This window comes from Streptomyces longispororuber, from assembly GCF_024448165.1.
In the GTDB taxonomy this organism is placed as follows: Bacteria; Actinomycetota; Actinomycetes; order Streptomycetales; family Streptomycetaceae; genus Streptomyces; species Streptomyces longispororuber_A.
On sequence record NZ_JAMOLN010000028.1, the window covers coordinates 1 to 14,948 of the forward strand.

The 14,948-nt window shown below is 70.6% G+C and carries 12 protein-coding genes and 1 pseudogene; 10 read left to right on the forward strand and 3 right to left on the reverse strand.

Going from position 1 to position 14,948, the window contains the following annotated elements:
• The 4 genes and pseudogenes from M4J07_RS10850 to M4J07_RS10865 form a co-directional block, all read left to right on the forward strand.
• Positions 1-728 (forward strand): annotated as a pseudogene (locus tag M4J07_RS10850) (ABC transporter ATP-binding protein); the annotation flags it as partial.
• A 163-nt stretch (positions 729-891) separates the two neighbouring features.
• A complete protein-coding gene (locus tag M4J07_RS10855; RefSeq protein WP_255970348.1) occupies positions 892-1,776 on the forward strand; it encodes a FadR/GntR family transcriptional regulator in 885 nt (294 codons plus the stop codon).
• 462 nt (positions 1,777-2,238) lie between these two features.
• On the forward strand, positions 2,239-3,774 hold the full coding sequence (locus M4J07_RS10860) for an RNA polymerase sigma factor (protein WP_255970351.1): 1,536 nt from the start codon (positions 2,239-2,241) through the stop codon (positions 3,772-3,774).
• Between the two features lie 162 nt (positions 3,775-3,936).
• Positions 3,937-4,767, forward strand: a complete 831-nt coding sequence (locus M4J07_RS10865) for a S1 family peptidase (protein WP_255970354.1) — start codon at positions 3,937-3,939, stop codon at positions 4,765-4,767.
• Between the two features lie 100 nt (positions 4,768-4,867).
• On the opposite strand, the gene M4J07_RS10870 is transcribed toward M4J07_RS10865, so the two are convergent.
• Positions 4,868-5,098, reverse strand: coding sequence for a DUF7455 domain-containing protein (locus tag M4J07_RS10870; protein ID WP_255970357.1), 231 nt, complete (start codon positions 5,096-5,098; stop codon positions 4,868-4,870).
• A 439-nt stretch (positions 5,099-5,537) separates the two neighbouring features.
• Between M4J07_RS10870 and M4J07_RS10875 the strand changes: the two genes are divergently transcribed.
• From M4J07_RS10875 to M4J07_RS10900, 6 genes are all read left to right on the forward strand, one after another.
• Complete coding sequence (locus M4J07_RS10875) at positions 5,538-7,661, forward strand: DNA gyrase/topoisomerase IV subunit B (RefSeq protein WP_255970360.1); 2,124 nt, start codon at positions 5,538-5,540, stop codon at positions 7,659-7,661.
• 168 nt (positions 7,662-7,829) lie between these two features.
• A complete protein-coding gene (locus M4J07_RS10880; RefSeq protein ID WP_255970363.1) occupies positions 7,830-8,336 on the forward strand; it encodes a DUF1453 domain-containing protein in 507 nt (168 codons plus the stop codon).
• Positions 8,333-9,490 (forward strand): sensor histidine kinase, encoded by a 1,158-nt coding sequence (locus M4J07_RS10885; RefSeq protein ID WP_255970366.1) that lies wholly within the window; start codon positions 8,333-8,335, stop codon positions 9,488-9,490. The genes M4J07_RS10880 and M4J07_RS10885 overlap by 4 nt, the downstream gene beginning before the upstream one ends.
• Positions 9,487-10,194, forward strand: coding sequence for a response regulator (locus tag M4J07_RS10890; protein WP_255970369.1), 708 nt, complete (start codon positions 9,487-9,489; stop codon positions 10,192-10,194). The genes M4J07_RS10885 and M4J07_RS10890 overlap by 4 nt, the downstream gene beginning before the upstream one ends.
• Before the next feature lie 94 nt (positions 10,195-10,288).
• A complete protein-coding gene (locus M4J07_RS10895) occupies positions 10,289-10,849 on the forward strand; it encodes a DUF485 domain-containing protein (protein ID WP_255970372.1) in 561 nt (186 codons plus the stop codon).
• A complete protein-coding gene (locus M4J07_RS10900) occupies positions 10,846-12,438 on the forward strand; it encodes a solute symporter family protein (RefSeq protein ID WP_255970375.1) in 1,593 nt (530 codons plus the stop codon). The genes M4J07_RS10895 and M4J07_RS10900 overlap by 4 nt, the downstream gene beginning before the upstream one ends.
• 113 nt (positions 12,439-12,551) lie before the next feature.
• Here the strand turns inward: M4J07_RS10900 and M4J07_RS10905 are convergent, their stop codons facing one another.
• Together M4J07_RS10905 and M4J07_RS10910 are read right to left on the reverse strand one after the other, a co-directional pair.
• Positions 12,552-13,229 carry a response regulator gene (locus M4J07_RS10905; protein WP_255970378.1) on the reverse strand — a complete coding sequence of 226 codons (678 nt, stop codon included), beginning with the start codon at positions 13,227-13,229 and terminating at the stop codon, positions 12,552-12,554.
• Positions 13,229-14,872 (reverse strand): sensor histidine kinase, encoded by a 1,644-nt coding sequence (locus M4J07_RS10910; RefSeq protein ID WP_255970381.1) that lies wholly within the window; start codon positions 14,870-14,872, stop codon positions 13,229-13,231. Before M4J07_RS10910 ends, M4J07_RS10905 begins: the two co-directional genes overlap by 1 nt.
• Positions 14,873-14,948 lie beyond the last annotated feature (76 nt).

The following is a 14,948-nucleotide window of genomic DNA, read 5'->3' on the forward strand; positions in this document are numbered from 1 at the left end:
CGACCGGCATCGCCACCGGATACGTCACCATCGCGCTGGTCGTCGCCGTCTCCGCGCTGCTCTCCGTACTGCTGGCGCGGGTCGGCCACACGCCGCAGCCTCGCCTCCTCGCCGCCTGGCCGCAGGAGCTGCCGCTGCCGCCCGCGGCACTGGGCGCCGGACTGCTGGGCGCCTTCGCCTTCGGTGACGAGTTCCGCCACCCCGCGCTCGCCGCCGACCGGGGGACCGTCCCGCGCCGCCTGGGGCTTCTCGCGGCCAAACTGGTCGTCGGCGCGGCGACCGCCGTCCTCATGGCCGCCCTCGTGGTCGGCTGCGATGCCGCGCTGCTCCACCTCGTATACGGACAGGAACTCACACAAGTTCCCGCCGACTGGCTTTCGCAGAGCGCGAGTTGGCTCGCTCTGGTCGTCGGGTGCGCATGGGCGGGCATTCTCGCCTCAGGAGTGTTCCGGTCGATGACGGCCGGACTGGCCGCCGTGGTGGCCGTTCCCGTCGTCATCGTGCCGCTCGTACAGAAGGCCTTGGAGGGTCCATCTGTGCGAACGGCGGCCGGGCTTCCCGCCCGCCTGCGTGATCTTGCCCTGGTGCACTGGCCGTTCGGCGCGGAGCGGTTCGTGGCCGCCGGAGTGCGGATGATCGCCCAACCCGTGGGGGGAGCGCTGATGTTGTCCCTCAGTGCTCTGCTCTGCGCATATCTGTTCATGCTGCTGCGTCCCAGGGTGCGGTGACGCGCGCTCTGCGCCTTCTGGTTCGCCGTCGCCCACAACTCCCTCTGGAACGCCCATTTCTTTCCGATAAGGCGTCAATGGGCGCGAGAGGGGAGATCACCCTTTCGTGTGCTTTTCACCAAAGACCTCAAGGGAGTTGAGGGCGACGCCGACAACACATTCCGTGAGTACCCTTGCGCACACCATGATGACCGCCGCCCGCTCCGCCGACTCAGGCCTCGCAGGACCGGGCGAACTCGACCGCTACCCCTACGCGGAGTCGGCCGCCGACCGCGTCGGCCCCTCCGTCTGGGACAGCACCGACCAGGATCTGGGCCGGGTGAGCCGACGAGCCGCGGGCAGCCGGGGCCGCGGTCTGCACGGTCAACTCGTCCAGCAGTTGGGGCAGATGATCGTCTCGGGCGACCTGGGCGCCGACCGCCCGCTGGTGCCGGAGGAGATCGGCCAGCGCTTCGAGGTGTCCCGGACCGTCGTCCGCGAGTCGCTGCGCGTCCTGGAGGCCAAGGGCCTGGTCAGCGCCCGACCGAACGTGGGCACGCGCGTGCGCCCGGTCAGCGACTGGAACCTTCTTGACCCGGACATCATCGAGTGGCGCGCCTTCGGGCCGCAGCGCGACGACCAGCGCCGCGAGCTGAGTGAGCTGCGCTGGACCATCGAGCCGCTCGCCGCCCGGCTCGCCGCGGGCCACGGCCGCGAGGACGTGCAGCAGCGCCTTGCCGACATGGTCGAGATCATGGGGCACGCCCTCGCGCAGGGGGACTCGATCACGTTCTCCCGCGCCGACGCGGAGTTCCACTCGCTGCTCATCCAGCTCGCCAGCAACCGCATGCTGGAGCACCTCTCCGGCATCGTGTCCGCCGCCCTCCAGGTCTCCGGCGGCCCCGTCACCGGCTGCGACCGCCCGAACGAGACGGCGGTGGCGCACCACGCCCGGATCGTCGACGCGCTCGCGGCCGGTGACGGCACCGGCGCCGAGGCCGCCATGCGGCAGCTGCTCACCGTCCACCCCGAGGTGGAGCGCGTGGTGCCGGCCCCCCGCGAGCACTGACCGCGCCGAGGCCGCCGCGGAGCGAGGAAGTACGAACCTGATGTCGCCGGACGGCGCCCTCTCATGTGCTCTGTGCATGTGTAGGCGGGCGCTGTCCGGCGACTCGGTCGTACACGGTCTCTCGCGATGTCCCTGGACGTGATGTCCCCGAAGGTTTCGTGCGCGGGTTCGCCGGGTGATCAGGATGAGCCCCCGCTGTGACCGACTCTGCCCGTATCCATCTGCTTTTGACCGCTTACGGGGTGTGACTCGGGCCACGCAGATTGGGCGTAACGCTCCTCGGGGCAGCGCGATGACCTAAGAGGTGACAGCCGAGGAGGGAATACAGCAGCCGCTTGCGGCGCTGTCCATCTCCCCGGTCCCCGCCCGCGCCGCCGGCCCATCCCCAAGTCGGCGGACGTCGGCTCCGGTCCACTGTGGACGGGGCCGGAAGCCGTTTTCCAACGTTCCGAGAGGTTGTTCGTGTCGGCCAGCACATCCCGTACGCTCCCGCCGGAGATCGCCGAGTCCGTCTCTGTCATGGCGCTCATTGAGCGGGGAAAGGCTGATGGCCAGATCGCCGGCGATGACGTACGCCGTGCGTTCGAAGCCGACCAGATTCCGGCCACTCAGTGGAAGAACGTTCTGCGCAGCCTCAACCAGATCCTCGAGGAAGAGGGTGTGACGCTGATGGTCAGTGCCGCTGAGCCCAAGCGTCCCCGAAAGAGCGTCGCAGCCAAGAGTCCGGCCAAGCGCACCGCCACCAAGACTGTCGCGGCCAAGACGGTCACCGCCAAGAAGGTCGCTGCCACGACCGCCCCCGAGCCGACGGTCGCCGAGGCCGCCGACGAGGAGACCGCGCCTGCCAGGAAGGCCGCGGCGAAGAAGACGACGGCCAAGAAGGCCACCGCGAAGAAGACGACGGCCAAGAAGACCGCCGCCAAGAAGACCGGGTCCAAGAAGGACGACGAGCTTCTCGACGACGAGGCGACCGAGGAGACCCCCGCAGCCGCCAAGGGCGGCGACGAGGAGACCCCCGAGGGCCAGGGCTTCGTCCTGTCCGACGAGGACGAGGACGACGCGCCGGCCCAGCAGGTCGCCGCCGCCGGTGCCACCGCCGACCCGGTCAAGGACTACCTCAAGCAGATCGGCAAGGTCCCGCTGCTCAACGCCGAGCAGGAGGTCGAGCTCGCCAAGCGCATCGAGGCCGGTCTGTTCGCCGAGGACAAGCTGGCCAACGCCGACAAGCTCGCCCCCAAGCTCAAGCGCGAGCTGGAGATCATCGCCGAGGACGGCCGCCGCGCCAAGAACCACCTCCTGGAGGCCAACCTCCGTCTGGTGGTCTCCCTGGCCAAGCGCTACACCGGCCGCGGCATGCTCTTCCTGGACCTCATCCAGGAGGGCAACCTCGGTCTGATCCGCGCGGTCGAGAAGTTCGACTACACCAAGGGCTACAAGTTCTCCACGTACGCCACCTGGTGGATCCGTCAGGCGATCACCCGCGCCATGGCCGACCAGGCCCGCACCATCCGTATCCCGGTGCACATGGTCGAGGTCATCAACAAGCTCGCGCGCGTGCAGCGCCAGATGCTCCAGGACCTGGGCCGCGAGCCCACCCCGGAGGAGCTGGCCAAGGAACTCGACATGACCCCGGAGAAGGTCATCGAGGTCCAGAAGTACGGCCGCGAGCCCATCTCCCTGCACACCCCGCTGGGCGAGGACGGCGACAGCGAGTTCGGTGACCTCATCGAGGACTCCGAGGCCGTCGTCCCGGCCGACGCGGTGAGCTTCACGCTCCTCCAGGAGCAGCTGCACTCCGTGCTCGACACCCTGTCCGAGCGCGAGGCGGGCGTCGTCTCCATGCGATTCGGCCTCACCGACGGTCAGCCGAAGACCCTGGACGAGATCGGCAAGGTCTACGGCGTGACGCGCGAGCGCATCCGTCAGATCGAGTCCAAGACGATGTCGAAGCTGCGTCACCCGTCGCGCTCCCAGGTGCTGCGCGACTACCTCGACTAGTCGCAGCCGCTGTACGGCCGCCAGAAGGCCCGGCACGCCCCGTCCGCGGGGATGTGCCGGGCCTTCTGCGTACGCGCCTGTGAGCGGATCCTCGCGGTGCGTACGGGGCGGTGTTGAATCACTCTGGGTGTGCCCTAGCAACCGAGAGTGAGGAGACCCCGCATGCGTCGTCCCTTCGCGAGCGCGCTGACCGCGCCGCTGACCGCGCTCGCCGCGGCTGTCGTGGTTCCGCTGGCCTCGCCGTCGCCCGCAGTCGCGGACGACGTGGTCATCGGCGGCCGTCAGGTACAGGCCTCCCAGAGTCCGTGGGCGGTGGCGCTCTCCAGCCGTGACCGGTTCGGGGGTACGCGCGCGGGACAGTTCTGCGGCGGCGTGGTCGTCTCCCGGACGACGGTCCTCACCGCGGCGCACTGCATGAGCGAGGACGTGCTCGGCGCGCCGCCCGGTCACGTGCGCGACCTCAAGGTGATCGCGGGCCGCAGCGACCTACGGGCTTCGGAGGGCGCCGAGATCCCGGTCCGTGACGCATGGGTCAATCCCGACTACGACAGCGGCACGAACTCCGGTGATGTGGCGGTCCTCACACTGTCCACGCCGCTGCCTGGGGGATACGTGATCTCGATGGCCGACGAGGGCGACCCCGCGTACCGGCCCGGAACGGAGGCCGCCGTCTACGGATGGGGCGACACGACGGGCGCGGGCGACTACGCGCGCACGCTGCACGCCGCGCAGGTCCAGGTGCTCCCCGACGGCGTGTGTGAGCAGGCGTATCCCGGCAGCTCGGACGGGCGGTACCTGCCGTCATCGATGCTGTGCGCCGGCGAGCCGAACGGCGGCAGGGACGCCTGCCAGGGAGACAGCGGCGGGCCGCTCGTCGCCCAGGGCAGGCTGATCGGCCTGGTGTCCTGGGGGAGCGGCTGCGGACGCGCGGGCAGCCCCGGCGTCTACACCCGGGTCTCGGACGCGCTGAGGGTGCTGCGGCAGCACGGCTGAGGTCTCGGGCGGATACGAGGACGGGCGGCCGCCCCTGTGCGGGGGCGGCCGCCCGGTCACCGGCCTGATGCCGGAGCTGGCTCGTCGTGGATGCGAGGCGTCAGCGTTCCTCGGTCTCGGCATTTGCCGGAACGGCGGTGAGCCGCTCCGTCTCGTCCTGTATCTCAGCGGCGATCTTCTTGAGTTCCGGCTCGAACTTGCGACCGTGGTGGGCGCAGAAGAGCAGTTCACCACCGCTGATCAGGACGACGCGCAGGTATGCCTGGGCGCCGCAACGGTCACAGCGGTCAGCGGCCGTCAGCGGGCTCGCGGGGGTCAGAACAGTAGTCACGTCGCCTCTTCTCTAGCTCGACGAGCTGTCGTACCAGGGTCAACATCCAACCAGGCCGAAAACGTTCCCGCTCGCGGCTTTTCCTCGAAAAATTTCTCCGAGGCCGGCTGGGTGCTGCCGGGTGGCGGCGAATGTGCCGTATTGCGTCTCTTACGTGTCTTACGGGTTCGCGCGTTCCGTCAGGTCGGTCCTCCGGCTGGGTTGCCGGTTGTTCATGAGGACGTGCCCGGAGCCTAAATGGTTCATGCCTGGAAGGGAACGTGATGTGTGCTTCACTCCATCGAGGGATCGAACACGCATACGACCCTGGACTAGTCTGGGCTGAGGTGAGGGTGGCGTTACAACGGCTCTACCAGGCCTCGGTACCCTCTCACCGGCGACCGACGCCGGCCCTTTACCCACAAGGGCCCCATCTGAAATTCAGCGAGGAGCGAACCGCGTGACCGCCGAAACGTCCGTGCCGTCCACAGCGCTGCTGACCGGAGCAGACCGGGACGGTTCCAACTACACCGCGCGGCACCTGCTCGTCCTCGAGGGGCTTGAAGCCGTACGCAAGCGTCCGGGCATGTACATCGGCTCGACCGACAGTCGCGGTCTGATGCACTGCCTCTGGGAGATCATCGACAACTCCGTCGACGAAGCCCTCGGGGGCTACTGCGACAACATCGAGGTGATCCTGCACGACGACGGCTCCGTCGAGGTGCGGGACAACGGCCGCGGCATCCCCGTGGACGTCGAGCCCAAGACCGGCCTCTCCGGAGTCGAGGTCGTCATGACCAAGCTCCACGCGGGCGGCAAGTTCGGAGGCGGCTCGTACGCGGCCTCCGGCGGTCTGCACGGCGTGGGCGCCTCCGTGGTGAACGCGCTGTCGGCGCGCCTCGACGTCGAGGTGGACCGCAACGGACACACGCATGCCATCAGCTTCCGTCGTGGCGTTCCCGGTGCTTTCTCCAAGCCCGGACCGGACGCCCCGTTCGACCCCTCGGCGCGACTGAGCAAGGTCAAGAAGGTCCCGAAGAACCGGCTGGGCACCCGCGTCCGCTACTGGGCGGACCGGCAGATCTTCCTCAAGGACGCGAGGCTCTCCCTGGAGAACCTCCACCAGCGTGCCCGCCAGACCGCCTTCCTGGTGCCCGGCCTGACCATCGTCGTGCGCGACGAGTTCGGTCTCGGCGAAGGGGGCAGCAAGGGCGAGGAGTCCTTCCGCTTCGACGGCGGCATCAGCGAGTTCTGCGAGTACCTGGCGCAGGACAAGGCGGTCTGCGACGTCCTCCGCCTGACGGGGCAGGGCACCTTCAAGGAGACCGTCCCCGTCCTCGACGACCACGGCCAGATGACACCGACCGAGGTCACCCGCGAGCTCGGCGTCGACGTCGCGCTGCGCTGGGGCACCGGCTACGACACGAACATCAGGTCGTTCGTGAACATCATCGCCACGCCCAAGGGCGGTACCCACGTCACGGGCTTCGAGCGCTCGCTCACGAAGACGATGAACGAGGTGCTGCGCTCCCAGAAGCTGCTGCGCGTCGCCGAGGACGACATCGTCAAGGACGACGCCCTGGAAGGCCTCACGGCTGTCGTCACGGTGCGCCTGGCGGAGCCGCAGTTCGAGGGCCAGACCAAGGAGGTCCTCGGTACCTCGGCGGCCAACAGGATCGTGGCCACCGTGGTCGCCAAGGAGCTCAAGGCGTTCCTGACCTCCACCAAGCGGGACGCCAAGGCGCAGGCCCGGGCCGTCATGGAGAAGGCTGTCGCCGCGGCCCGCACCCGCATCGCGGCCCGCCAGCACAAGGACGCGCAGCGTCGCAAGACGGCCCTGGAGTCGTCGTCCCTGCCCGCGAAGCTCGCGGACTGCCGCAGCGACGACGTGGAGCGCAGCGAGCTCTTCATCGTCGAGGGTGACTCCGCCCTCGGCACGGCCAAGCTCGCCCGGAACTCCGAGTTCCAGGCGCTCCTGCCGATCCGCGGCAAGATCCTCAACGTTCAGAAGTCGTCCGTCTCGGACATGCTGAAGAACGTCGAGTGCGGCGCGATCATCCAGGTCATAGGAGCCGGGTCCGGCCGGACCTTCGACATCGACGCGGCCCGTTACGGCAAGATCATTCTGCTGGTCGACGCCGATGTCGACGGTGCGCACATCCGCTGCCTGCTCCTGACGCTGTTCCAGCGCTACATGCGGCCCATGGTCGAGGCGGGGCGCGTCTTCGCCGCCGTCCCGCCCCTGCACCGCATCGAGCTGGTCCAGCCGAAGAAGGGCCAGGACAAGTACGTCTACACGTACTCGGACCGCGAGCTGCGGGAGACGCTGCTCGAGTTCCAGCGCAAGGGCGTGCGCTACAAGGACTCGATCCAGCGCTACAAGGGCCTGGGCGAGATGGACGCGGACCAGCTGGCGGAGACCACGATGGACCCGCGTCACCGCACGCTGCGCCGGATCAACATCGGCGAGCTGGACGCGGCGGAGCAGGTCTTCGACCTGCTGATGGGCAACGACGTGGCGCCGCGCAAGGAGTTCATCAGCAGCTCCGCGGCCACGCTCGACCGCTCGCGCATCGACGCGTAGCAGCCGGGCCGTGCCGCGGGGCACGGCCCGCCCCGGTCGGCTCCACCCCTGGGTGGAGCCGACCGATCCACCTCGGATCCACCTCCGCTCCGATCTCCTGACCTGCTCATTTCCGTAGCGTCGAAGGCGTTGGACCACTTCGCTCCCGACCGCTCCACGGAGGCAGTCATGTCCGGGCTCCCCACCGCACTGGTGATCGTTGCCGTCGTCGCGCTCGTCCTGGTGCGCCAGTTCAGGACGGAGCGGTTGTCGCAGGACCGCAAGTGGTGGCTGCTGCCCGCGATCCTCGCCGTCCTCGCCGTCAAGGACGGCTCCTTGACGGACCCGCACCACGTGGCGACCTCGGTCGTCCTGCTCACCGTCGAGCTCCTGGTGAGCGTTGGCATCGGGATCGGCTGGGGCCTCACCACACGCGTCTGGGCGGACGAGCACGGCGATGTGTGGACCAAGGGCACCCTCGCCACGGCCGGCGCCTGGCTCGGCGGCATCGCGGCCCGCGGCTCCGTCGTCGGGATCGGCCTGGCGATGGGCGTCCACCTGGGCACGTCGAGCCTCATGCTGGGCTTCGCCGTCTCGCTCCTGATCCGCTCCGGTCTGGTGATGCTCAAGGCCAACGGCGAGCGTCCGGCGTACGTTGGAGCTGCCGCGCAGCCGACGTGGGAGGCCCGCAGGTGATCCGTAGGCACTGGACGGAATGGCCCTCGCGGGAGGCGCTCTCCCGCGAGGGAGTCACCCGTGCCCGGCGGATCATCGCCCGGGTGGTGCGAGTCGGCGTGATCGGGATGCTGGTGTGGACGGCGGTCACCCAGCGCGGGGTCAGCGACTGGGCGCTGGTGCTGAGCCCCGTACTGCTGCTCGCCTGCGTCGCCGCGTCGTGGGCCTACATGCGCACCACCTACGACCACCGGCTGTGGCACTCCATCGGACTGCTCGGCTCCATGGTCGGGATCGCACTGCTGGCGCAGTGGGCCGGGTTCGTCGGACCCGCGATCGTCCTGTGGTGCGGCTGTGCGGTCGCGGCGCTCGAGCGGTTGCCGCTCGCCGCCTCGGTGCCCATCACCGTGGTGTCGCTCACGGGATTCGCCCTGGTCAACGACGACGCATGGCTGACCACGGCGGTCGTCGTCGTCGGCCTGTGCCTGTCCGGCTACATGCTGCGCCTCGACGCGGAGGCCCGGGGGAACGCGCAGCGGCTGCTGGTGCAGGAGCGCGCGGCACGGGCCGCGGAGGCGGAGTCGGCCGCGCTGGCCGAGCGCTCCCGCATCGCCCGCGAGATCCACGACGTCCTGGCACACAGCCTCTCCGCCCAGCTCGTCCACCTGGAGGCGGCCCGGCTCCTGATCGAGCGGGGCGCCGAGCGGGACCAGATCCTGGAGCGGGTCGTCGCCGCGCGCGGCATGGCCCGGGACGGTCTCGCCGAGACCCGTCAGGCCCTCTCCGCGCTCCGCGGGGACATGACCCCGCTGGAGGACTTCCTCAAGGAGCTGGTGGCCTCCTCGGACGGCGCCACGCTCGCGGTGGAGGGCCTGCGCAAGCCGCTGTCCGCCGAGGCGTCGCAGGCGGTGCGCAGAGTCGCCCAGGAGGCGCTGACGAACGTCCGCAAGCACGCTCCCGGCGCGAAGGCCGCGATGCGACTGGAGTACCGGCCCGACGAAGTGGCCCTGGAAGTACAGGATTCGGGCGCGTCCCGGCCGGACGCCGAGCTCACTGTCAGTGGCTCCGGTTACGGTCTGTTGGGGATGAGGGAGCGCGCCGAGCTGCTGGGTGGCTCGCTGGAGGCTGGGCCGTGCGAGGAGGGCTTCGTGGTCAGGTTGAGGGTTCCCGTATGACCGGGAGCGACGCGGGGGGCGCTGCGGGCAGGCCGCCGGCCCGCGTGGTGGTCGTGGACGACCAGACCGTGGTGCGCGAGGGCATCGTGATGCTGCTCGGGCTGCTGCCGGGGATCGAGGTCGTGGGATCCGGGGGAGACGGCGAGGAAGCGGTCGCGCTCGTGGGCGAACTGGCCCCGGACGTCGTCCTGATGGACCTGCGCATGCCGCGCTGCGACGGGGTCGAGGCCACCAGACGGATTCGCGCGGAGCACCCGGGCACCCAGGTCGTCATCCTGACCACGTACGCGGACGACGAGTCGCTCTTCCCCGCCCTGACGGCGGGTGCGCGCGGCTATCTGACCAAGGACGCCGGCGGGGACGAGATCGTCCGGGCGGTGGAGGACGTCCTGTCCGGCGACGCGGGGCTCTCGCCGAAGATCCAGCGCAGGCTGCTGGAGAGACTCTCGCAGCCCGAGTCGGCCGCGCCGGAGCCGAAGGAGCCGCCGGACGGGCTGACGGCGCGGGAGGCCGAGGTCCTGGTGCTGATCGCCGACGGTCTGACCAACCAGGAGATCGCCCGGGCGCTCCACGTCTCCACGGCGACGGTGAAGACCCACATCAACAACTTGTTCGCGAAGGCCGGCCTCAAGGACCGGGCCCAGGCGGTCCGTTACGCGTACCGGCACGGACTCGCGAAGCCGCCGGGGGCGTCCATCACCTAATGGGGTGAAGGGCTTGCGAGGAGAGTCCGGGATCTTCCCGGTCTGTCCATCCTTGGGCACGCGGCCGCAGTGGGCCGCGGACAAGGAGAGTTCGGTGGAGAAGCACGACGGGCGCGAGACGGCGCAGCCCCGGACCGGCGATCGCGGTGGTGCGGGCGATCCCTGGTACGACGCGCTCGCCTCGGGATGGGGCGAGTTGGACGGCACGGGCGCACCGGCGCCCGCCGTGCCCGCCCAGTCCGTGCCGCGGGAGCGGAGCGCGGCGGGGGTCTACCTGGAGGTCCAGCGCAGCGCCGCATTCCAGGAGGTGCGCGGGCGCTACCGCAGGTTCGTCGTGCCCGCGGTCGCGATCTTCTTCGCCTGGTACGTCGCGTACGTCGTCGCCGCCACCAGCGCACCGGATCTGATGGCCCGGCAGGTCGCGGGCTCGGTGAACGTGGCGATGGTGGCCGGGCTCGGGCAGTTCGCCAGCACGTTCCTGCTGACATGGCTGTACGCACGTCACGCCCGGCTGCGCCGTGATCGCCCGGCGCTCGAACTGCGGTGGGACACCCAGGAGATGACCCGTGGCATCGCCGACTCCACGCGCATGAACGGTTCCGCGAGACCGCACGGTGCCGGGCGGGTTCGCGGGAGCGAGGGCGGCCAGTGGTGACCGGCACCCATCAGACCCTGGCGCTGGTCCTGTTCAGCGCGTTCGTGGCGGTCACCCTCGGCATCACGACCTGGGTGAGCCGTAACCGGCACGGCTCCGCCGAGGAGTTCTACGCCGGAGGCCGACTGTTCTCACCGATGGAGAACGGTTTCGCCATCGCCGGCGACTACATGTCGGCCGCGTCGTTCCTCGGCATCTCCGGCCTGATCGCGCTCTTCGGCTACGACGGGCTGCTCTACTCGGTCGGCTTCCTCGTGGCCTGGCTCGTGGTGCTCTTCCTCGTCGCCGAACTGGTCCGCAACTGCGGCCGGTTCACGCTCGCCGACGTCGTCGCCGCCCGGATGCGGGAGCGGCCCGTGCGCATCGCGGCGGGAACTTCCTCGGTCACCGTGTCCGTTCTCTATCTGGTGGCGCAGATGGTGGGAGCGGGCAGCCTGGTCGCGCTGCTGCTCGGTGGGACCAGCGGGGCCGCGCAGGCATGGACCGTCGTCGGCGTGGGCGCGCTCATGGTCATCTATGTGTCGATGGGAGGGATGCGGGCCACCACCTGGATCCAGATCGTGAAGGCCGTCCTGCTCATGGGCGGGACGATCGCCCTGACGGTGCTCGTCCTGGCGCACTTCCACGGTGACTTCAACCAGCTGCTGCGTACCGCCGCCGCACGCAGCGGACACGGATCGGACTTCCTCGTGCCCGGGTTGAAGTACGGCGGGAGCTGGACCGCGCGCTTCGACTTCATCAGCCTGGGACTCGCGCTCGTGCTCGGCACGGCGGGCCTTCCGCACATCCTGTCGCGCTTCTACACCGTGCCGACCGCGCGGGCCGCACGCCGCTCGGTCGTCTGGTCCATCGGGCTCATCGGCAGCTTCTACCTGATGACGATCGTGCTCGGTTTCGGTGCCGCCGCCCTGGTGGGACCCGACGCCGTGCGGGGATCGAACGCGGCGGGGAACACGGCGGTTCCGTTGCTCGCCCTCGACCTGGGCGGTGGCGCGGACTCCACCGGGGGCACGGTCCTGTTCGCGATCGTCGCCGCGGTCGCCTTCGCCACCATCCTCGCCGTCGTCGCCGGGATCACGCTGGCGTCCTCGGCGTCCGTGGCCCACGACCTGTACGCCTCGCTGCGGCGGCCGGGCGGGAAGCAGCGCAGCGAGGTCGCGGTGGCGCGTGTCGCCGCGGCCGGAATCGGTGTGCTCGCGATCGGTCTCGGGCTGCTCGCCCGCGACTTGAACGTGGCGTTCCTGGTCGGTCTCGCCTTCGCCGTCGCGGCGTCCGCCAATCTTCCGGTGCTGCTCTACTCGCTGTTCTGGCGGAACTTCACGACGCGGGGCGCCGTCTGGTCGGTGTACGGGGGGCTGCTGCCCGCGCTGGCGCTCGTCGTGCTGTCGCCGGTGGTCTCCGGGAGCCCCACGTCCCTCTTCCCCGGCGTGGACTTCCAGTACTTCCCGCTGGAGAACCCGGGGCTCGTCTCCATCCCGCTGGGCTTCCTGGCGGGCTGGCTGGGCACCGTGACCTCGCCCGAGCCGCCGGACGAGGCCAAGCACGCGGAGACCGAGGTACGGGCGCTCACGGGCGCCGGGGCGGTCTGAACGGGGCCGTCTGGATGGGCCTGTCTGACCGCCGTCTGACCGGGCCGTCTGACCGGGGCGTCTGACCGGGACCCGTCCGTCGCGTCCGATCGGCGCTTGCGGGACCGGGCCGGTCAGCGGCTCGTGGCCCACTCGTAGCGGTGCTCGGGGCGCCCCGTGTCGCCGTACTTGAGGCTCAGCCGCACCCGCCCGGTCCGCTCCAGCAGCTTGAGGTAGCGCTGGGCGGTCTGGCGGCTGAGCCGCGTCCGGTCGGCCAGTTCCTGGGCGGAGAGCGGGCCTTCGGCACCCATTATCGCCCTGCGGACCAGTTCGGCGGTGGTGGGCGAGTGCCCTTTGGGCAGCTCGGGGGCGGGAGTGGCGGACAGCGCGCCGAAGATCCGGTCGACCTCCGTCTGCTCGGCCTCACCACCGCCGTCGAGCGTGCGCCGCAGCGCCGCGTACGCCTCCAGCTTGCCGCGCAGACCCGCGAACGAGAACGGCTTGACCAGGTACTGCAGTGCCCCGTGGCGCATCGCGGCCTGCACGGTCGCCACGTCGCGCGCCGCGGTCACCATGATCACGTCGATCTGGTGGCCGCGTTCCCGCACCGTACGGGCGACCGACAGCCCCGTCTCGTCCGGCAGGTAGTGGTCGAGGAGCACCAGATCGACCGCCAGCTCCTCGATCCGCTCCAGGGCCTCAGCGGCGCTGTGCGCCTTGCCCGCCACGCGGAATCCGGGCACCTTCGCCACGTAGGCGGCGTTGACGTCGGCCACGCGGGCGTCGTCGTCCACGACCAGTACGTCGATCATCAGACCTCCTCGGCAGCCGTGGCCGGTACGGGTTCGGTGAGGGCCTCCGGCAGGACGACGACGAACTCGGCGCCCCCGCCGGTCCATCCGGTCACCTCGGCCGTGCCGCCCTGCCGCTCGGCGAGCCGGCGGACCAGGGCGAGCCCGATGCCGCGCTTGCCGTGCGCCGGCGGCTCCTTGGTGGACCAGCCTTCCACGAAGACCGCCTCCCGCTGATCGGCGGGCACCCCGGGCCCCGTGTCCCGTACCCGGAGGACCGCCGCACGCCCCTCGGCACGCAGCACCACCTCCACGCGCGCGTGGCGGCCTGAACCGGCCGCCGCGTCCAGGGCGTTGTCCACCAGGTTGCCGACGATCGTGACCAGCCCACGGGGATCGACGAGCCGGTCGGGCAGGGCCGTGTCCGCAGAGATCGCGAGGGCGACACCGCGCTCCGCGGCCACCGTCGCCTTGCCCACCAGGAGGGCGGCCAGCAGCGGGTCCTGGAGCTTCTCGGTGATCTGCTCGGCGGTGACCCGGTGCGCGCCCGCGACCTCGCCGACGAACTCCGCCGCCTCCTCGTACATCTCCAGCTCCAGCAGGCCCAGCAACGTGTGCATCCGGTTGGCGTGCTCGTGGTCCTGTGCGCGCAGGGCGTCGATCAGGCCGCGGGTGGAGTCGAGTTCGCGGCCCAGCTGCTCCAGCTCGGTGCGGTCGCGCAGGGTGGCGACCGCGCCGCCGTCGTCCGTGGGCATCCGGTTGGCGACCAGGACCCGCTGGCCGCGCACGGTCAGCAGATCGGTGCCGGTGGCCCGGCCCGTGAGCACGTCGGTGGTACGGCCCGGACCCAGCGCCGCGTCCAGGGGCCGGCCGATCGCTTGTGCGTCCAGGCCGAGGAGCCGCTGCGCCTCGTCGTTGAGGAGGCGTATCCGGCCGCTGCGGTCCAGCGCGACGACGCCCTCCCGAATGCCGTGCAGCATCGCCTCGCGCTCGGCCAGCAGCGCGGAGATGTCGGAGAAGGCCAGGTCCCGCGTCTGCCGCTGGACCCGACGCGAGATCAGATAGGCGGCGAGCGCGCCCACGGCCAGGGCCCCTCCCGCGTACGCGAACAGGCCCGGGATCGCGTGGATGAGGCGCGCGCGGACGCTGTCGTACTCGATGCCGACCGACACCGCGCCCACGATGGCCCCGTCCGCGCCCCTGAGCGGCACCTTGCCGCGCGCGGAGCGGCCGAGGGTACCGTCGTCGATCTCCATCACCTCGTGGCCCGCCAGCGCCTCGCTGGGGTCCGTCGAGACGACCTTGCCGATCTGGTCCCGGTCGGTGTGCGACCAGCGCACCCCGGCCTTGTTCATGATCACGACGTACTCGGCGCCGCTGGCCCGCCGGATCCGCTCCGCCTCGGTCTGCACGGGACCGCCCGCCGTCGGCCGCGAGGACCGCAGGTCGGCGGCGATCTGCGGCTGTGCGGCCGTGGTCTGCGCGATGGCGAGCGCCCGGCGCATGGCCTGGTCGTCCAACTGATCGCTCAAAGGCGCCAGGAACAGGCCCGTGGCGAGCACGGCGACCCCCGCGGCGATCGCCACCTGCATCAGAAGGACCTGTGCGAACACCCGCCTCGGCAGTCCGAAGCGCAGTCTGCGGGTGGGGGGAGTCGTGCTCATGGTGACGAACGGTACGGGCCCGTCCGCCCCCGATCGAAGCCCTTGTGGCGCGGATCTCCTACGACGCCGCGCAGCA